Origin of the sequence: Corynebacterium sp. UMB10119B (assembly GCF_030228125.1) — a bacterium.
Taxonomy (GTDB): Bacteria; Actinomycetota; Actinomycetes; order Mycobacteriales; family Mycobacteriaceae; genus Corynebacterium; species Corynebacterium pseudogenitalium.
Genome location: NZ_JASPBG010000006.1, coordinates 1 through 18,238, shown reverse-complemented (window position 1 = coordinate 18,238; position 18,238 = coordinate 1). Strand labels below are relative to the sequence as shown.

Genomic DNA, 18,238 nt, shown 5'->3' with positions numbered 1-18,238 from the left:
CGGCCGAAACCCCAAAATGGTTCCCGGGCGGCGGGCAACCAAAATCTAGTCCGGCCAGGCGAGGCAGGCCACCGCGACGCACCCGGCCACGAGCATGAGGGCGGCGTCGCCGGCGTACCCGGCGGAAGGCCAGGGCGCGCGTGCCAGCCACAGTCCCATCACGGTGATGGCGCCGGCGGCAATGTAGCGTCTGGCCAGGAGGGTAAAGCGGCGCACCGCCCAGACTCCGATGGCGCTGACGATCCCGAGTACCGGGTTGATGCACAGCGCGGCTGCCAGCGGCAACGCTGCCACCATCCTGCCGGGGATGGGGCGGGCCGGAGTGCTAACAAAACGGCGTCGACACGCGAACCACCCCAACACCAGCGCGGTGACCAGGCTGAGCGCCGCCCCGCCGAACAGGCTGAGGCGGTAGGGGCGCTCGCCTGCGAAGGAGAACGTAAGGGTGCCGCCGTGGCGGGCGGGGATGTGGAAGGCGAGTTGGCCGGCGTCGATGCGTTGGGGGGTGAGGGGTTCGCCGTCGAGGCTGGCTTGGAGCCCAGGGTTGTACGCGCGGGTGGTGATGAGCAGGCGGTCCTGGTCAGCGGGCACAACTGCGCTACCAACAATCGGCTCCCAAGAAACAGCAGGCGCGGGCCCGCGCCGCAGCGTGATCGTCTCGGCGTCCGTGACGAGTTCGTGGCGCCCGGCGGGCAGGAAAACGGTGTTGGTGGCGGAGGAGCCGTCGATAAGGGCGGGGGTGGAGAGGTGCCATTCGGCGTCTTCGGCGGTGGTGAATGCGCGCTGCAGTGTGTTGGTTTCGGGCATGAGGCGTTGGAAGAAGTAGGTGTCGGCGGTGCCGGGGACGTCGACGATGCGGTGGATGCCGGTGTCGATTTCGGTGATGCCGACGGGTTCGGTGAGGGTGAGCGTGGTTTCGCCGCGCACGCTGATGGTGCGGGGTTGCTCGGCGACGAGGCTGAGCGTGCGCTCGCCGGAAGCATCCGTGACCTGCACTTTCGTGTTGGCAGTGGCGGTGATGGTGGCGGTGTTGGCGTTGGGGGTGAAGCGCAGCCACGGGTGGGGGTCTTGGGCGGCGGGCCACCAGGCGGTGTCGTCGAGGCCGTCGAAGGCGGCGGTCAGCGATCGGGAGGCGCGGGCGCCGCCGAAGGCGGTGGCGTCGGCGGCGGAGGAAGAAGCTGAAGCGCTGCCTTCCATGGCTACGCCGACGGGCGTGCCCGCAGACGGGTAGTCCGGCACCCGGTTGCGCACGTCTTTGCCCTCCGAAGCGGTGGCCAGGTGCGCGGACTGCGCGCGCTGCACGGCGCCGTAGTTGCGCACCGCCAGCGCCGGCGTATCCGTCACGATGTCCGCATCACCGCTGGTCAGGGTTGCGGGGAAGTAGCCGAACTCGCGCCACAGGAGGGGCAGCGCCTCGCCGCCGGCGTCGACGCGGACGGGGGTGGCGCTGGTCAGCATCATGTCGCGCGTGGGCTCCAGCACATAGATATCGACGTCCCCGAAACGCACGGTCGGCTCGCCAAGATCGGGCACGCTTGTCGACGCCACCGCCTCCTCCAAATCGTGCCGGACCACGACGACGCCCACCCCGATGGCGCGCAGCGCCTCCGAGTCCACGGCGCGGACCTGGCCGTCGAGGCCGCGGATCGCCTCCGGGTCGACGAGGGGGATGGCGTCGCGCACTGCGAAGCGCGCCTGACTGAGCGCCTGGATGGGTTCGTCGCGCGTCCAGCCCCAGGTCTGGCGGGCGAAAGGCGCGGCGGGGACGACGAGCGTGCGGGTGCCGGTGGCGTGTTCGTCGAGCCAGCGGGCCGCCGCGACCCAGTCCGCGGACGGTTCCTGCCACGTGCCCTGTGGCAGCAGGCGTAGCGACCACGCCGGGGATACCGCCACCGCCACCAGCGTGACGGCGCCGATCAGCTGCGGGGTGCGCGCCCGGGACACCACCCACCCGGCCCCCAACACCAGCGGGAGGCGGACCAGTGGGTCGAACTTGTGCAGGTTGCGGAAGGCGGCGAGGGGGGCGTCGAAAAGTGAGGGGTGGGCGTGCGCGAAACACAGCATGCCGACGCCCACGGCGAAAACCGCGACGAGCGGGCCGCGGGCGGGCATGTTGCGCCGGGCCAGCCCCGCGATGCCGAGCGCCGCCACACCCGCTGTGAGCAGCACGAATACTGGCTCTGTGACCAGGAGGTGCCCGGCGGCGCGCTCCGCGTCGACGAACGGGGTCCAGCTGGTGGTGCCGCGCAGAACCTCGATCGGGTTGAGCCACGCGGTGGTGACTGAGGCGGACTCAATAAAGTCGGTGAACGGCGGGGAGTAGCGTCCGAGCACCACGAGCGGGCCGAGCCACCACGCGTTGACCAGCACCGCGCCCACCGGCCACAGCGCGGCGGCACGCCACTGGCGCTGCGCACACAGCACGAGCAGGGCCGGCAGACAAGCGGCGATGGTGGCCGTCGCGTTGACCGCACCCATGCACGCCACCGGCAGGAGCGCGGCGGCAAGGCGAGGCCCCCGGCGCTGGGCCCCCAGCAGCGGCAGCAGCGTCCACGGCACCAATGCCACAGGCCACGCCTCCGAAGAAATGGCGGTCAGCGTGGTCAGGATTCGCGGGCTGAACGCGTACAGCGCCCCGGCCACCGCCGGGCCCGCCACCCCGCGCATGCCCAGCCGCCTGGCCAGCGCGTACGTCCCGGAGAACGCCAATCCGACCAGCAGCGTCCACCAGCAGCGTTGCAACACCCACGCGGGCAGCGGCAACAGGAAGAACGCGCCCTGGGGGAAGAGGTAGCCGTACGCCTGGTTCTGCAGCTGCCCGAGCGTGAAGCGGTCCGTGTAGGCGTGCATCGCCTGCGCGAGGAACCCGGCAGGGTTGGTGGTGAGGTCGAATTTGGTATCGGCGGCGATCTGCCCCGGCGCCTGCGCCCACACAATCAGCGCGATGATTGCCCACGCGACCAGGTGGGGAGTGAGGCTGCGGAGTTTAGCGCGCGCCATATTCCGGGCCGCCAAGCACGGCCTCGTCTGCCGGGACGGCGTTGGATACCGGTACGGAATTCTGCCCGGAGAACGCCGCTACCCCAATCACGCCCACCACGCCGAGCACAACACCGACGACGGCGCTAGCCACAACGGAAGGCAAGGTAGTACGGTTTGACATGTGCAAAAGCGTACCAGACGTGCAGGGGGGCTCGCCGCGGCGACGGCGGGGCTCGTCGTCGTGCTCGCCGGGTGCGCGCCCGAGCCGACCCCACAACCCGTGACGACGCCCACTCCGCTCCACAACCACATCCCACTTTTGCCCACAGACACAGTGCCAATCACCGAGGTCGTCCCCAAAACACCAGCCCAGCAGCGCGTCCCGGAGGACCTGCGGTCGCGCGTCGCATCCCTGATGGTCGTCGGAGTGAAGAACTACGACCAGGCCCGCGCGGCCCTCGATCAGGGCGTCGGCGGGCTCATCATCCCCAGCTGGGCCGACCCCAAGCTTCTCGACGACCCCGGCCACGACATCAATGCGCTGCGCGAGCAGTACCCGCGCGGGTTCACCGTCGCCATCGACTTCGAGGGTGGCCGCGTCCAGCGCCACACCGACGTCCTCGGGGACTTTCCTGCGCCGGGCCGCCTCGCCGCCGGGACGCCCGCGGTGATCCAGGGCACCGGCTACGACATCGGCCGCTCGCTTCGCGCCCACGGCATCAACGTGGACTACGCCCCGGTCGTCGACATCGATGCCGCCGACCTGGCCATCATCGGGGACCGCGCCTTCCACCGCGACCCCGCCGAGGTCGCCCGCATCGCCGGGCTCTTCTCCCAAGGCCTTCTCGACTCCGGCGTCACCCCCACCTTCAAACACTTCCCGGGGCACGGCCGCGCCTCCGGCGACACCCACAAGAAGCTCGCCACCACGCCACCGATCGGGGACCTGCATACTTTCGACCTGGTCCCGTACGGCGAGCTCCTGCAACGCTTCCCGCGCGCCAGCGTCATGGTCGGCCACATGATTGTGCCCGGTCTCGGCGCCGAAGGCGTGCCCAGCAGCCTCAACCCGGAGGCCTACCGCATCCTGCGCGAAGGCGACTACCCCGGCGGCGTCCCCTTCGAGGGCGTGGCCGTCACCGACGACCTCTCCGGCATGCGCGGCATCCTCGAATACGCCCCCACGCCGGACGCAGTCCGCCTCGCCATCAGCGCGGGTGCCGACCAAGCCCTCTGGTCCTCCGGCCACGACATCGCAGGCATCATCGATGGTGTCGTAGCGGGCGTCGAAAAGGGAGAGATCCCCGAATCCCGCATCAACGAGGCCGCCACCCGCGTCCAACAACAACTCATTGACGTTGGGTTATAGCCCACACTCGATTACCCTGGGGCGGGTGAATAGGGCAACAAAAATCTTCATCGGCTTCTCCGTGGGCGTGCTCGCGGTGCTGCTGGCCATCTACCTCGCCGACCTGGCGCTCAACCGCGACCACGTGCCGCGCGGCACCACCGTCGGCGGCGTCGCCATCGGCGGACTCACCCCGCAGGAAGCAGAAGCCGAGCTCAAGGCCCAACTTGGCGACGCCCCCTCACGCCCCATCACCGTCACCTCCGGTCCAGAGCGCGTCGAAGTGGTGCCGCAGCGCGCCGGGCTCGGCATCGACTACTCGGCGACGGTGGAGGCGGCCGGGCTGCAGTCCGCAAGCCCGATTGAGCGCCTCAGCGGCCTGATCCGGGAGCACGAAGTGGACGTCGTCCCCTCAGTCGACGACGCGAAACTCACCCCCGAAATCACCCGCCTGCAGAAAGAACTGCACCGCGACCCCGTCGACGCCGCCATCACTCTCGAGGGCGGCACCGCCCGCGAACGCACCCCCGAGGACGGCCAGGACGTGCCCGCCGACGCGCTGCGCACCGAGCTGACCACCCACTGGCTCAACCCCGACGGCGTCACCGTTGAGCCGAAACCAATAGCGCCGCGCATCGGCGCTGCTGCCCTGAAAGAAGCGATGGACGGCCCGGTCCACCGCGCCCTCTCCGGGCCACTCACCGTCAACGGCCGCGAAGACATCAAGGCCGTGATCCCCAAGGAACGCATCGGCGAAATCCTCCACTTCGATGAGGGGCTGAAACCCGTCGTCGACTACAAAGCAGCCGGCGCGATCCTCGGCGAGCAGCTGCAAGAGTCCGAGGTAGAGGCCAAAAACGCACGCGTCTTGACCAGCGGCGGCATCGAGCCCTCCGTCGACGGCATCAACGTTGACTGGGACGCCACCTTCAAAGGTTTCGACGACCGCCTCCTCCACGACGCCGACCGCACCTGGGACGCCACCTACAAAGACGTCCCCGCCACCTTCACCACCGCCGACGCCGAACAAGCAACCTTCAACGACACCGTTGGCACCTTCACCACCGGCGGCTTTTCCGGCGCCTCCGGCGAGAACATCCGCATCGTGGCCAACACCGTCAACGGTGCCATCGTCAACCCCGGCGAAACGTTCTCCCTCAACGGCTACACCGGCCCCCGCGGCACCGCCCAGGGCTACGTGGAATCCGGCATCATCATCAACGGCCGCGGCGGCACCGCCGTCGGCGGAGGCATCTCCCAATTCGCCACCACCCTCTACAACGCCGCCTACTTCGCCGGCATGACCGACGTCGCCTCCACCCCACACTCCTACTACATCTCCCGCTACCCAGCCGGGCGCGAAGCCACCGTCTACGAAGGCGCCATTGACCTCGCCTTCCGCAACGACAGCAACCACCCCGTCAAAATCGTCACCAACTACGGTGGCGGCAACATCACCGTCAGCCTCCTCGGTGTCAAGACCGTCAACGTGCAGTCCATCAACGGCGGGCGCTGGGCCTATACCCAGCCGCAACCCCGCACCGTCACCGGCCCCGACTGCGCCCCATCCGGCGGCGCCCCCGGCTTCACCACCTCCGACACCCGCGTGATCACCGACCTCGCCGGCAACGAGCTCAGTCGCGAAACCACCACCACGGTCTACGACCCGCAGCCCATCGTCCGCTGCGGGTAGTGTCTCTGTTCTTGGCTTCTTCCCTTTCGCTTCAGTGACAAAAGACGCACCTCTTGACGTCTAGCCCTTTTACGGCCTGCGGTTATGGCGACCAAATTTTTCCGGGTTGCGTCTTTTGTCACTCGCGTCTCCGCCCACCTCAAAAACGGCAAACGTAAACACCCCTGCAAAAGGGGTGTTAGTGGAGGCTTAGACGTCGAAAATGATAAAAGCCGCATGAGCCACTAAACCCCTGGTGAGCTGGGATTTAGCTGTTTTTGAGACTGCTCGCTACTTTGCTGGAGGTTCGGCGATCCGGCAGTCATCGCTGTAACGCCCACTGGGGGTGGCGTCCGTTTGAAGCCAAGGGGATCTGCGGGTGGGCTTGCGTTAGCGGGTATCTGGTTAGGGGGTGTCATCGCTTTCAGCTAGTGGTTGGAGGGCACGGAGTGTTTCAATACCGGCTTGATTGAGCGTTTCGAGAATTAACTCTGTGAGTGTTTCGTACTCTTGAGCAGTAGATGGACTTGCTTCAAGTTCGTGTTGGACAGTCCTGAAGTGCTTGATCGGTGCGAACCCATTTCGCGGGCGCAGCAAACTTCCAGCCCAAGAGCCTTCGTTCTTACAGATGTAGAGTGGAGCGCACTCATTGACCACGCCATCGTAGACGAGGATACGATCCGGTTGGTATTCCGCACCGGTGAACAGGTAAGCATGGCCTTGAAAGGGTGATGCTCGTATCGGTTGATGTGCACGGTTAGGTACACCTCCCAGAAAGCGAGTAAGGTTAGACTTACCTAATAAGGATGGTGTTTACGTGAACGATAGTGTAACGGATCAGGTTGTTGACGGTGAGTATGGGTCCGCGAAGGAAAAATCTGTCGCTGGCCAGAACGCGATCCGTCAGCTATCGCAGCCGGTGAAAGGCAAACTGTTTATCGCGCAGGTTTTGGCTTTTCTCTCAGGCGTGTTGGCTATTGCCCCGTATGTGGCTCTGGTGGAGCTTGGCAGAGAACTTATGCAAGACCAGGTGGACCCGGCGCGGGTGAACTGGATCGTCATGCTCCTCGTCAGCGCATACATGGCCCGGTTGACCTTATATTTTGTTGCATTGGGCGTGACGCATTTTATTGACCTGTCGTTGCGTAATCAGATGCGTCGGCAAATTGCCGCCCGAATGTCGACTGCTCCGCTGTCGTGGTTTACCCGCGAGGGTGAGGGGAAGATCCGCAAGACCATTCAGGATGATACGGCCACGGTGCATACAGTGATCGCGCACGGGCCGATTGAGAAACTGAACGCGATCGTATCCCCGCTCGCCTTGTTGGTGTATGCGTTTGTGGTGGATTGGCGGCTCGCTCTGCTGTCGATTGCGACGATTCCGATTTATGTGGGTATGTATGGCATGTCGATGCGTGGGATGAATGAGAAGACCGCACAAATGGACACCAAGCTCGCTCAGGTTTCGGCAACGATGGCCGAGTTCGTTGCCGGTATCTCAGTGGTGAAAGCATTCGGCAAGGTCGGCCAAGCACATAAAGCCTATTTAGATGCGGCTAACGAGTTTTCTAAGTTCTACCGGGCGTGGTGTATGCCGCTGGTGTCGATGTCGGTCGCCTCATTTTCGTGGGTGTCGATCCCGGTGTTGTTGATCGTGAACCTTGGCGGTGGCGCGTTGATGATGAACGCCGGTTGGGTGAGCATCTACGAGGTGATAACGACGACGTTGATCGCCTTGGTGCTGCCGGGAGCGTTGATGGCAGTCGCAACCATCGCCTGGTCGTACCAGCTCGCAGGGTCTGCGGCAGTGAGGCTGGTGAACGTCATGGAGCTACCAGCGTTGAGTCAGCCCGATGCGCCACAGACACCACACGGTCATGATATCGAGATTCGGGGTGTGTCGTATGCCTATGACGACACCCAGGCATTAGACGAGGTGAGCCTGAGCATTCCGGCAGGCACGGTGACCGCGCTGGTTGGCCCGTCGGGTGCGGGGAAGTCGACGTTGGCGAGTTTAATTGCCCGCTTCGATGACCCGGACGCTGGCACGATCACTATCGGCGGGGTTGATCTAAAGAGCATTTCCCAGGATTTGTTGTATTCGACGGTCGCGTTCGTCTTGCAAGATGCACAGCTTATTCGCGACACCATCCACAACAACATTGCCCTGGGCGCGCCAGACGCAACCTTGGATCAGGTGCGACAGGCGGCGAGAGCCGCGCAGATCGACGAGTTCATCATGAGCCTGCCAGATGGTTACGACACCGTGTTGGGGGAGGACACCCACGTTTCGGGCGGGCAGGCAGCCCGTATCGCGATCGCCCGGGCGCTCATGGTTGATGCCCCAGTGTTGGTGCTGGACGAGGCGACGGCGATGGCGGACCCGGAATCGGAATCGAAAATTCAACAAGCTCTCTCGACTCTTGCCAAAGGCAGAACCGTGATTGTGATCGCCCACCGGTTGGCCTCGATCAGGGGCGCGGATCAGATTGTCGTCATGGAACGCGGGCGCATTGCTGTGGTCGGTAAACACGACGAGCTGTTGGGTAATGCGCACTATCAGGCACTTCTTGCCCAAGGTGCATGTGAGGAGATGACACGATGAATCAACTATTGCTGCCACGCTTTAAGCGTTTGATGGAACCCGCTTCGTGGCGTGACCTCTCGGTCGGTCAAGCGTGGGGTGCGGTCTCAGGACTGTGTCACGGCTTTGCCCTGCTGATTCTGCTTCCCGCAGCAAGTGCCCTAGCGACCGGAATGCCGGTGTGGGGGTTATCGTTTTGGGGCTGGCTCATCGCCTTGGCGGTGATCTCGGTAGCGGGTGTAGGCACCGAGTTTTATGGCATGCGCACCGGCTATATTGGCGCGCTCGGGTTCATTCACGACGTCCACCACGCAATAGGTAACAAAGTAGCCCGCCTACCGTTGGGAGTGTTCGATTCGGGTAGCTCTGGCCGACTGTCGCGCATGGTCACCCAGGAAATGATGAACTTGGGCGAGTCGGCGGCGCACTTCATTTTCTCCCTCGTCCAAAAACTCTCAGCCGTGCTGGTGATCACTGTGGGAACCTGGTTCTGGGATTGGCGGCTGGGACTGACCTTGACGATCGCGTTCCCGATCATGCTCGCCTTCCTCCATATCTCCCGCGTGCTTCTTGATAAAGGTAAGCAGGTTTCCGAACCAGCTGAGTCAGAATTGGCGGCTCGCATGGTCGAATTCGCCACCTGCCAAGGCGCGCTGCGCTCCTGCCATGTCGCCGACGACTACCCGGCCCTTGATCGGGCATTCAAACAGGCTGACCGCAAAAGCCGCAAAGCATTGTGGATCGAAACATTAGCGAACCTGATTAATGGAATGTTCGTCCAAGCCCTTGTCGTGATAATGATCTGGCTGACCGCCCAACTCGCCCTCGGCGGGCAAATGAATGCGCTGAACGCCGTGGTCACAATCGGCATGTGCCTGCGGTTCACCACCATGCTCCAAGACATCGGTGGCTGCATGACCGGGCTGGAAGAACGCCGCCAGCAGATGAACCACGTCGACAAGGTCATGGATGCCCCCGAACTGTCCGAACCCGATGCCTCTACACCAGTGAGGGCACCTGGTGATGTTCGTTTCGAGGACGTCACCTTCAGCTACGATCCGGACACCCCGGTGCTGCACGATATGTCCTTCCATGTCCCGCAAGGCGGCATGTGTGCCCTGGTTGGTCCATCTGGGTGCGGGAAGACGACGATCGCCCGGATGGTTGCACGTTTCTGGGATGTGCAGTCCGGCAGCGTGCGCGTTGGCGGAGTGGACGTGCGCGAGCAGACCACCGAAGATTTGATGCGCCAGATATCTCTGGTCTTCCAAGACGTCTACTTATTCAACGACACTCTCGAAGCCAACATTCGCCTTGGCAATCCCGAAGCTACTGATGAAGAAATCAGGTGGGCCGCTGAGCTGTCGGGCGTGACGGAAATTGTCAACCGCCTCCCAGACGGCTGGAATTCATTGGCGGGTGCTGGCGGGCGTGCACTGTCAGGTGGGGAACGCCAACGAGTGTCCATCGCTCGCGCCTTGGTGAAGAAAGCCCCGATCGTGCTGTTCGATGAGGCCACCAGCGCGTTGGACGCGGAAAATGAAGCCAACATTGTTGCGGCGATGAACGAGCTGCGTAAGCACTCCACACTAATTGTCATCGCCCACAAACTTGAAACCATTCGCCAAGCTGACCAAATCATTGTGCTCTCCCACGATGGGCGTATCGCCCAGCGCGGGTGCCACGACGAGCTGGTCAACCAGCCGGGTCAATACCGCGATTTCTGGCAAGAACGCATCAACGCAGCTGGATGGCAACTCGTCTAAACACAGCACGTATACGCACATGAAAGGAAAAACTATGTCTACGCCTACATCCTCGCGCCTCAACACGCGCGACTTCATCAACATTGGCGTCTTCACCGCCTTGATGTTCGTCATCGTGTTTGCATTCGGAATGCTCGGGTTCATCCCCGCCGCCATGTATGCCGGCTTCTTGCTTTCTATTCTCGTTAACGGCATCGTCTTTGCGCTGTTCACAGCACGCACTCCGAAGATGGGGGCATTGACAATCATGCTGATTATCATCGAAATCCTCTTCTTCGTGACCGGCCACTGGGTAGGGGGAATCGCGGTGGCCGCTGTATTCGGCCTGCTCGCCGACCTAGTCATTACCAAGGGGCCGAAGAGCGTGAAGGTTCGCGTTCCGCTGGCATACGCACTGTTTATTCTGCCGATCTATGTTTCCCCGTGGATGCCGCTATTTATGGACCAAGACGCATATATGTCGCAGATCGCCGAACAAATGGGCGCCGAGTATGCCGCGAAGATGGCGCAGGTTGTCACGATTCCGATTCTGTTGGGCTTCTTCGTTGTGATGCTCATCGTGGGCTGGCTTGCTGGTCTGTTGGGAACCAGGGTGGCGCGTAAGCACTTTGAACGGGCCGGTCTTGTCTAAACTTCCCGACCCGCGCACGATTATCGTAGCGCTCGTCATCGTCTCCACCACGATCTACAGTGCCTACTCGCCGTGGTTCGTGTGTGCTCTGGGCGGATTCGCCGCCGTGATGCTGGCGAGCGCTGCGATCAACCCCAACACGCTCGTGCGCCCGAGCTGGGTGGCCGTCTACCTGGCCACGTTTGCGGTCCTCGGCGGGCTCGTCTTCGTGATACCACTGGTGTGGAAGTCAACGGTCAGCGCGTTCCTCGTGCTGTTTTTGCAGTGGATGTGGCGATTCAGTGTCAGCGCAGGAATGGGAGCCTACGCGATCGGCGTGATCCGACCCGCCACCTTGCAAAAAGCACTCGCCAGCTCACGAATCCCAACCTGTTTCACGATCCCAATCTCGGTTGCCTTACGTGTGCTGCCTGTGATCGGCCACGAGGTTAAAGCGATCTCAGATGCGATGAAACTACGCGGCATGTCCGCGCTTTCCCTGCGCGCGGCCCAGTACTTCACAATCCCGCTGCTATCGACCGTGGTACGCAGCGGGGACGAACTGGCATCGGCCGCCCTCGTGCGCGGACTGGGCGGAACCGCAAAGCCCACCTCAGTCACGGTCGTGAAATTCCGTGTGATCGACGCAGTCATTCTGCTCATCGTTATCGGTTTCGCGATATGGAGAATCGTCCTATGACAATAACCCAAGCCACCGGCGTCACCTTCACCTATCGAGGAGCAGACCACCCCTCAATCAATGACGCAACCATCACCATCACACCCGGAACCGTCACCTTGCTGTGTGGCGCATCGGGATCGGGGAAGACCACCGCGTTACGGCTGTTTAACGGGCTCATCCCACACTTTCACGACGGCGACCTTACCGGAAGCGTCACAGTCGACGACATTGACGTGGCACGAGTAGATCTATCAGAGCTTGCCCACCACTGTTCGACAGTGTTTCAAAACCCACGCACCCAGTTCTACACCACTCACGTGCGCCAAGAACTCGCCTTCGGCCCAGAAAATCTCGGCCGCGCCCCGCAGGAGATCTGTGCCCGCATTGACGAGGTTGCAGCCGAGTTAGGTATCGCCGACCTGTTGGAATCCCGCGTCACACAGCTGTCGGGCGGGCAGATGCAACGCGTGGCCTGCGCCGTCGCCATGTGCAACAACACGTCGCTGATCGTCTTTGACGAGCCGACCGCGAACCTATCAGCTGATCTTATCGGCCAACTCGCCACACTCATCGCCAGGCTCAAAGCTGATGGACACACGATCATCATTGCTGAACACCGGCTAAGTTTTCTTTCCGGGATCGCTGACCGTGTCTACTGCTTCGACAAAGGCAAGATCGCCCTCACCGCAACCGGCGAAGAGTTCTACGCTACCTCGGATGAGGAGCGCAAACAGCTTGGACTGCGATCCCTAGTGACTGTGTCTATGCCACAACTTCCGGAACCGGCAGGGGAGGGGCTCACGATCGACAACCTCACCTTCGCCTACCGGCAGGGGAAAACGGTTCTCAACGTCGACCATGCGCTCTTTCCGGCAGGGAAAATCACAGCGCTCCTCGGCCCGTGCGGTTCAGGGAAATCAACCCTGGCACGCATTGTTTGCGGACTAGAAAAAGCCAAACACGCATCCATCACACTCAATGGACAAAAATTCCCCAGCCGTGACGCCTACCTTGTGATGCAAGACCCTACCCGACAGTTGTTCTCAGATACCGTCATCGACGAAGTCACGCTCGGCACGACCAAAGCCGAAAAGCAACACATCGATGCCCACGCGATCCTTGAAGAACTCGACCTTGCCGACCACGAGGCTGACCATCCCCAAGCACTCTCTGGCGGGCAGCGCCAACGCCTGGTTATTGCTACAGCGCTTGCTGCGAACAAGAAAGTTTACATCTTCGACGAACCCACGTCCGGTGTTGGCTACAAGCACCTTGTCGCGATTTCCCGAGTAATGCGTAAACTCGCTGACACTGGTGCCGTCGTCATTGTCATCACCCACGACGCTGAACTCGTTACCGAGGTCGCCGACCATAGCGTCCGCCTTGACCAGATCAACGCCTGCTAACGCAAACGCTCGCTCAGCCGAAAGAGAGGAAAGCGCTTCCGCAGGTCAGAGCTAATGCGCTATACACTCGCTAACGCAAGCGATTTTCTTGACCCCCTTGGGGCGTACGCGCTAACGCAAACGCCTACTTATCATTTTCGACGTCATAGTGGAGCCGGCGACGGGAATCGAACCCGCACTCTCAGCTTGGGAAGCTGATGTTCTACCACTAAACTACGCCGGCAGCGCATGTAATGCAGCAGTGGGTAATTTTAGCACCGCGCTGCTAATTCGCCAAACGCTAGCGGGCTGCGTCGGACCCGTCGGGGAGTGCGCTGAGTGAGCAGGCGCGCTGGTTGGGAGTGCGGTCGTCGGCGGTGCGCTCGAGTCCCCATCTGGTGAGGGCTGCGACGGTGAGGTCGGATTGCATGTTGGGGTGCAAGACTCGGCCTGAGTTCGGGCAGGATGCTTCGATGTTGATGTTGGCGACGTCCGCTCCGTCGACGGCCTGCAGGATTGAAGTGCTGTTTGGGGTGGCGGTGGTGTCGGATGGTGAGTAGAGCGAGGTGTATACGATTCCGGCTTGGGTGTCGGGAAGCGTGTTGAGCGCTTGGATGACGGGGGAGTCGTTGAGTTGTTGGACTGCGCCTGGTCCTGCAAAGAACGCTGCGAGACGCGGGAATGCGCGGGCGATGGGGGAGAGGATTTTGCCGGTGCCGTTGAGGTCGGTGCCGTGGAAGGTGGCGCCAACGGTGACTGCGCGCCGGACGTTGTCGCCACCGCCGAGCTCGGCGATGTACTTCTTCACCAGCAGGCCGCCTTGGGAGTGTGCGACGAGGTCGACCTGGTCGGCACCGGTTGCTTCCTTGACACGTTCGACGTTGCGCGCGAGTTCGCGCGCGGAGCTGTTGATGTCGGCGTTGCCGTAGGAACCGGGGAAGAGAGAGGGCAGTCCGCTGCCACGGCCGTAGTTGAAGCCCCATACGCAGTAGCCTGCGGCTTTGAGGACGACGGCGTTTTGGGCCCACTTTTCGGTGTTTGCGGAGGTGCCGTGTACATAGAGCACGGGTGTTGTTTTGTCGGCGGCGGGGACGCAAGAGGCGTCGTTAAATATGTCGCTGGTGTTCGCTGTGGCGATTGGGGCGCCGCTGACCGCGAGAGCGGCGGTCAGGAGAATGGTCGAGAGGATTCGGTGCATGCGTTTACTTTAGCCCCACCCCAAAGCAGGCTAGACTAGGCGCCGTGCTTCTTTCAGACCATGACATTCGTGACGCCGTTGATTCGGGACGCCTCGGTATTGCGCCGTATGACGCTGCGTTGGTGCAGCCGTCGTCGGTAGATGTGCGTTTGGATCGGTTTTTCCGCGTGTTTAATAACTCGCGCTATACCCATATTGATCCGCGTGAGGAGATGCCGAATCTGACCACGCTGGTGGAGGTGCCTGAGGGTGAGGGGTTTGTACTGCACCCCGGTGAGTTTGTGTTGGCGTCGACGTTGGAGAAGTTCACGTTGCCGGCCGATTTGGCTGGGCGTCTGGAGGGCAAGAGCTCCCTGGGCAGGCTTGGCCTGTTGACGCACTCGACGGCAGGGTTCATCGATCCGGGGTTCTCGGGCTACATCACGCTTGAGTTGTCGAATGTGGCGAATTTGCCGATTGTGTTGTGGCCGGAGATGAAGGTCGGCCAGTTGGCATTGTTCGCGATGACGTCGCCTGCGGAGGTGCCCTACGGCAGTGGTGCGTTGGGCTCGAAGTATCAGGGGCAGCGGGGGCCGACGCCGTCGAAGGCGTACCTGAATTTCCGGTAGGGGGCTTCGCGTATGCGATTGTCGGTGGTCGGCGCGGGGTATTTGGGGGCGACACACGCTGCGTGCATGGCTGAGCTCGGCCATGAAGTGCTGGCGGTGGACACGGATGCGCGCAAGGTTGCGGCGTTGCAGTCGGGGAGTGCCCCGTTTTTCGAGCCCGGCCTCGACACATTGCTGCAGCGCCACACGGCGTCGGGTCGCCTGCGCTTCACGACCGATCTGCGCGAGGTGGCGGGGTTCGCGCGGGTGCATTTTTTGGCCGTCGGCACGCCGCAGGTTTCCGGTGGGCTTGCCGCGGACACTTCATTTCTTGACGACGCCACCTCCCGCCTCGCCGCGATCCTTGAGGGGGAGCACCTGGTGGTGGGCAAGTCGACGGTGCCGGTGGGTACGGCGCACCGCCTGCAGGAGCGCCTCCCGGGGGCGGTTGAGGTGGCGTGGAATCCGGAGTTTCTGCGTGAGGGCCACGCGGTGAAGGACACGTTGGCGCCGGACCGGATTGTGGTGGGGCAGCGCCCGGGTGGGCGCGCGGAGCAGGTGCTGCGGGAGGTGTACGCCACTCCTATTGAGCAGGGCTCACCAGTCGTGGTGACGGATCTTCCCACCGCCGAGCTAGTGAAGGTGGCGGCGAACGCGTTTTTGGCCACGAAGATTTCTTTCATCAACGCGGTCGCCGAGGTCTGCGACGCGGCGGGGGCTGACGTCACCCAGCTTGCGGACGCGATCGGGATGGACGGGCGCATCGGCCGCCAGTTCCTGAACGCCGGGCTCGGCTTCGGCGGAGGCTGCCTGCCGAAGGACGTCCGTGCGTTCATCGCGCGCGCCGAAGAACTCGGCGCGGGAGACTCGCTGCGCTTCCTCCGGGAGGTCGACGCCATCAACCAGGGCCGTCGCGCCCGCGTCGTGGACCTGGCGCGGCGGGAGCTCGGCACGTTGGAGGGGCGCACCATCGCGGTGTTGGGCGCGGCGTTTAAACCGAACTCGGATGACATCCGGGACTCGCCCGCCCTCGACGTGGCGCAGCGCCTCCACGACACCGGGGCGCACGTGCGCGTCTACGACCCGAAGGCCCTCGACAACGCCCGCGCCGCCTACCCCGACCTTGACTTTCCCGGCACGCTCACACTGGCCACCGCAGGCGCGGACCTGTGCATCCTGGCCACCGAGTGGGATGCGTTCCTGGAGCCGCTGGTGGGCGTCGACAAGCGAGTAATTATCGACGCCCGCAACGCCCTCGATGTGCCCACCTGGCAGCTGGCGGGCTGGCGCGTCATCCGCTAGTGCTGGTGGTAGTCGGCGAGGAAGTTGCCGAGGCGCTCGATGGCGTTCTCCAGCTGTGACGCCCACGGCAGCGTGACCACGCGGAAGTGATCCGGGGTGGGGAAGTTGAAGCCGGTGCCCTGCACCATAAGGATCTTCTCGCTCTTGAGCAGGTCCAGCATGAAGCGCTCGTCGTCGTGGATGTGGTACATCTCCGTGTCGATCTTCGGGAAGGCGTACAAGGCGCCCTTCGGCTCCACGACGGAGATGCCCGGGATCTCGCGCAGCTTGCGCACGGCGACGTTGCGCTGCTTGTGCAGTCGTCCGCCGTCCGCGGTGAGCTCGTAAATCGACTGGCGCCCACCCAGGGCCACCTGGATCGCGTGCTGGCCAGGCACGTTCGCGCACAGGCGCGTGCCGGAAAGCAGGTCCAAGCCCTCGATGAGGCCCTTCGCCCGGCGGCGTGGCCCCGTGAGCACCATCCAGCCGGCGCGGTACCCGCACACCCGGTACGCCTTCGACAGGCCGTTGAACGTCAGGGTGATGACGTCCGGGGCAACCTCCGCCATGGAGATGTGCTGGGCGCCGTCGTAAAGGATGCGGTCGTAGATCTCGTCGGCGAAGATCATCAGCTCGTGCTCGCGTGCGATGTTCGCGATGCCCTCGAGCGTCTCCCGCGAGTACACCGCACCCGTCGGGTTGTTCGGGTTGATCACCACGATGGCCTTGGTCTTGCTGGTCACCTTGGAGCGAATATCCTCCAGCGAGGGGTTCCAGTCGTCCTCTTCGTCGCACTTGTAGTGCACCACCTTGCCACCCGCAAGTGTCGACGCCGCCGTCCACAGCGGGTAATCCGGCGTCGGGATGAGGATCTCGTCCCCCTCGTTCAGGGAGGCCTGCGTAACCATGCTGATCAGCTCCGAGACACCATTGCCCAGGTACACATCATCGATGTCGAACGCCGGGAAGTCCGGAATCATCTCGTAGCGCGTCACAATCGCGCGACGCGCCGAAATAATGCCTTTCGACGTGGTGTAGCCCTGGGACGTCGGCAAATTGGCAATCATGTCGCGCATGATCACATCCGGCGCCTCAAACCCGAACACGGCCGGGTTGCCCGTGTTCAGCTTCAGGATGGTGTGGCCGTCGCGCTCCATCTCCTCCGCGGTCGCGCTCACCGGGCCGCGAATGTCATAAAACACGTTCTTCAGCTTCTCGGCCTGGTCAAAGTGCCGGTGCCGCTTAAAAGGCGTGTGCTGCGGGGTTGTTTGTTCTGGTGCTTCTGATTGCTTCTTGTTGGCCATGTGCCAATACTAGCGCCCGAACCTAACCACGTTTGTTGAACCGCTGCATCGTCTGCTGCGCGATATTCAACGCATCGTTCTTGAGTTGGTCCATCTGCTGGCGCTGCTGCTGCTTCCGCATCGCGATCTCCGCCGCCTGATGCGACTGCAACTCCAACTGCTGTATCTTGACCGCCTGGCGCTGCGCCCGCTGAATCTGCCGAACCGACGGCGAGTACCAGCTATCCGGCCCCACCTTCATCACATACAGCAGGATGAACACGGTCGGGATGATCAGCAGCGACAGTGTAGCTAGGGCGTCCGCCCCCATCTCTGCAAAGACGCCGATGAATGCGAGGCTGGCGATCGTCGACAAGCCCAGCAGGCCTCCGCGCACATTGCGTCCGCGCTTGCGGGCCAGCTCAATGTCCTCGCCCGTGTACACCGGCGACTGTTGCGACTGCTGGGCAGGCACCTGGCACTGGCCCGGCTTCTGCGGCAGGTCCTGGAACAACGCCATCAAATCCGGCGAGTACTCCGCTTTCGCGACAGCCGCACACCGCCTATCGAACTCGTCCATGGTCAGGCGCCCCTCACCGAACGCCACCGACAACGCCGTCACCGCGTCATTGCGGTCGGTATCGCCGATGCGGTAGTTGAATTGGAAATTCGGATTCGGTTGAGGCATGGTCATAGCTCCTAAGCATACTTGGCTGGTGCGGACTGTCCTAGAACTGCAAAGTGTAGTAACAGGAATGTAGTAATCCGCTTTTTGGGGCAATTGGGAGCGCGGACATTTCGTTGGAGTGTTGAGGGCTGGAAGGTATTCCGATGCCCGCAAAGTTCCCCGACACCGTCCG

Annotated in this window: 14 protein-coding genes and 1 tRNA gene; 9 read left to right on the top strand and 6 right to left on the bottom strand. The window is 62.9% G+C overall.

The window, feature by feature from the left end:
- Positions 1-45: 45 nt before the first annotated feature.
- Both QP802_RS06205 and QP802_RS06200 read right to left on the bottom strand, forming a co-directional pair.
- The gene (locus QP802_RS06205; RefSeq protein ID WP_284817869.1) at positions 46-3,000 is read right to left on the bottom strand and encodes an alpha-(1->3)-arabinofuranosyltransferase domain-containing protein; all 2,955 of its coding nucleotides are present in this window, start codon (positions 2,998-3,000) and stop codon (positions 46-48) included.
- A complete protein-coding gene (locus QP802_RS06200) occupies positions 2,987-3,163 on the bottom strand; it encodes a DUF2613 family protein (protein ID WP_071565697.1) in 177 nt (58 codons plus the stop codon). Before QP802_RS06200 ends, QP802_RS06205 begins: the two co-directional genes overlap by 14 nt.
- Here QP802_RS06200 and QP802_RS06195 point away from each other — a divergent pair, their 5' ends adjacent.
- From QP802_RS06195 to QP802_RS06165, 7 genes are all read left to right on the top strand, one after another.
- A complete protein-coding gene (locus tag QP802_RS06195) occupies positions 3,164-4,351 on the top strand; it encodes a glycoside hydrolase family 3 N-terminal domain-containing protein (RefSeq protein WP_284817867.1) in 1,188 nt (395 codons plus the stop codon). It begins immediately after the preceding gene.
- 25 nt (positions 4,352-4,376) lie between these two features.
- On the top strand, positions 4,377-6,023 hold the full coding sequence (locus QP802_RS06190) for a VanW family protein (RefSeq protein WP_284817865.1): 1,647 nt from the start codon (positions 4,377-4,379) through the stop codon (positions 6,021-6,023).
- 796 nt (positions 6,024-6,819) lie between these two features.
- Positions 6,820-8,607 (top strand): ABC transporter ATP-binding protein, encoded by a 1,788-nt coding sequence (locus QP802_RS06185; RefSeq protein ID WP_070361799.1) that lies wholly within the window; start codon positions 6,820-6,822, stop codon positions 8,605-8,607.
- Complete coding sequence (locus QP802_RS06180; protein ID WP_070975613.1) at positions 8,604-10,352, top strand: ABC transporter ATP-binding protein; 1,749 nt, start codon at positions 8,604-8,606, stop codon at positions 10,350-10,352. Before QP802_RS06185 ends, QP802_RS06180 begins: the two co-directional genes overlap by 4 nt.
- A gap of 34 nt (positions 10,353-10,386) precedes the next feature.
- Positions 10,387-10,983, top strand: a complete 597-nt coding sequence (locus QP802_RS06175; RefSeq protein WP_070361801.1) for an MptD family putative ECF transporter S component — start codon at positions 10,387-10,389, stop codon at positions 10,981-10,983.
- Complete coding sequence (locus QP802_RS06170; protein WP_256005628.1) at positions 10,976-11,662, top strand: energy-coupling factor transporter transmembrane component T family protein; 687 nt, start codon at positions 10,976-10,978, stop codon at positions 11,660-11,662. The genes QP802_RS06175 and QP802_RS06170 overlap by 8 nt, the downstream gene beginning before the upstream one ends.
- On the top strand, positions 11,659-13,050 hold the full coding sequence (locus tag QP802_RS06165; RefSeq protein WP_284817863.1) for an ABC transporter ATP-binding protein: 1,392 nt from the start codon (positions 11,659-11,661) through the stop codon (positions 13,048-13,050). Before QP802_RS06170 ends, QP802_RS06165 begins: the two co-directional genes overlap by 4 nt.
- Before the next feature lie 149 nt (positions 13,051-13,199).
- Here the strand turns inward: QP802_RS06165 and QP802_RS06160 are convergent.
- Together QP802_RS06160 and QP802_RS06155 are read right to left on the bottom strand one after the other, a co-directional pair.
- Positions 13,200-13,273 (bottom strand) — tRNA-Gly (locus tag QP802_RS06160).
- A gap of 57 nt (positions 13,274-13,330) precedes the next feature.
- Positions 13,331-14,227, bottom strand: a complete 897-nt coding sequence (locus QP802_RS06155) for an esterase/lipase family protein (RefSeq protein WP_284817861.1) — start codon at positions 14,225-14,227, stop codon at positions 13,331-13,333.
- Positions 14,228-14,271: 44 nt separating this feature from the next.
- Between QP802_RS06155 and dcd the strand changes: the two genes are divergently transcribed.
- Together dcd and QP802_RS06145 are read left to right on the top strand one after the other, a co-directional pair.
- A complete protein-coding gene (gene dcd, locus QP802_RS06150) occupies positions 14,272-14,835 on the top strand; it encodes a dCTP deaminase (protein WP_070479603.1) in 564 nt (187 codons plus the stop codon).
- A 12-nt stretch (positions 14,836-14,847) separates the two neighbouring features.
- Entirely contained in the window at positions 14,848-16,116 is a 1,269-nt protein-coding gene (locus QP802_RS06145; RefSeq protein ID WP_284817859.1) for a UDP-glucose dehydrogenase family protein, read from the top strand.
- On the opposite strand, the gene QP802_RS06140 is transcribed toward QP802_RS06145, so the two are convergent.
- Together QP802_RS06140 and QP802_RS06135 are read right to left on the bottom strand one after the other, a co-directional pair.
- Positions 16,113-17,399, bottom strand: a complete 1,287-nt coding sequence (locus QP802_RS06140) for a pyridoxal phosphate-dependent aminotransferase (RefSeq protein WP_284817857.1) — start codon at positions 17,397-17,399, stop codon at positions 16,113-16,115. The genes QP802_RS06145 and QP802_RS06140 overlap by 4 nt on opposite strands.
- Positions 17,400-17,421: 22 nt before the next feature.
- On the bottom strand, positions 17,422-18,072 hold the full coding sequence (locus QP802_RS06135) for a DUF1707 SHOCT-like domain-containing protein (protein ID WP_284817856.1): 651 nt from the start codon (positions 18,070-18,072) through the stop codon (positions 17,422-17,424).
- Positions 18,073-18,238 lie beyond the last annotated feature (166 nt).

Coding starts and splice junctions, on each gene's coding strand:
- QP802_RS06205 (WP_284817869.1), bottom strand. CDS start 3,000: ATGGCGCGCGCTAAACTCCGCAGCCTCACTCCCCACCTGGTCGCGTGG.
- QP802_RS06200 (WP_071565697.1), bottom strand. CDS start 3,163: ATGTCAAACCGTACTACCTTGCCTTCCGTTGTGGCTAGCGCCGTCGTC.
- QP802_RS06180 (WP_070975613.1), top strand. CDS start 8,604: ATGAATCAACTATTGCTGCCACGCTTTAAGCGTTTGATGGAACCCGCT.
- QP802_RS06175 (WP_070361801.1), top strand. CDS start 10,387: ATGTCTACGCCTACATCCTCGCGCCTCAACACGCGCGACTTCATCAAC.
- QP802_RS06165 (WP_284817863.1), top strand. CDS start 11,659: ATGACAATAACCCAAGCCACCGGCGTCACCTTCACCTATCGAGGAGCA.
- QP802_RS06155 (WP_284817861.1), bottom strand. CDS start 14,227: ATGCACCGAATCCTCTCGACCATTCTCCTGACCGCCGCTCTCGCGGTC.
- QP802_RS06145 (WP_284817859.1), top strand. CDS start 14,848: ATGCGATTGTCGGTGGTCGGCGCGGGGTATTTGGGGGCGACACACGCT.
- QP802_RS06140 (WP_284817857.1), bottom strand. CDS start 17,399: ATGGCCAACAAGAAGCAATCAGAAGCACCAGAACAAACAACCCCGCAG.
- QP802_RS06135 (WP_284817856.1), bottom strand. CDS start 18,072: ATGACCATGCCTCAACCGAATCCGAATTTCCAATTCAACTACCGCATC.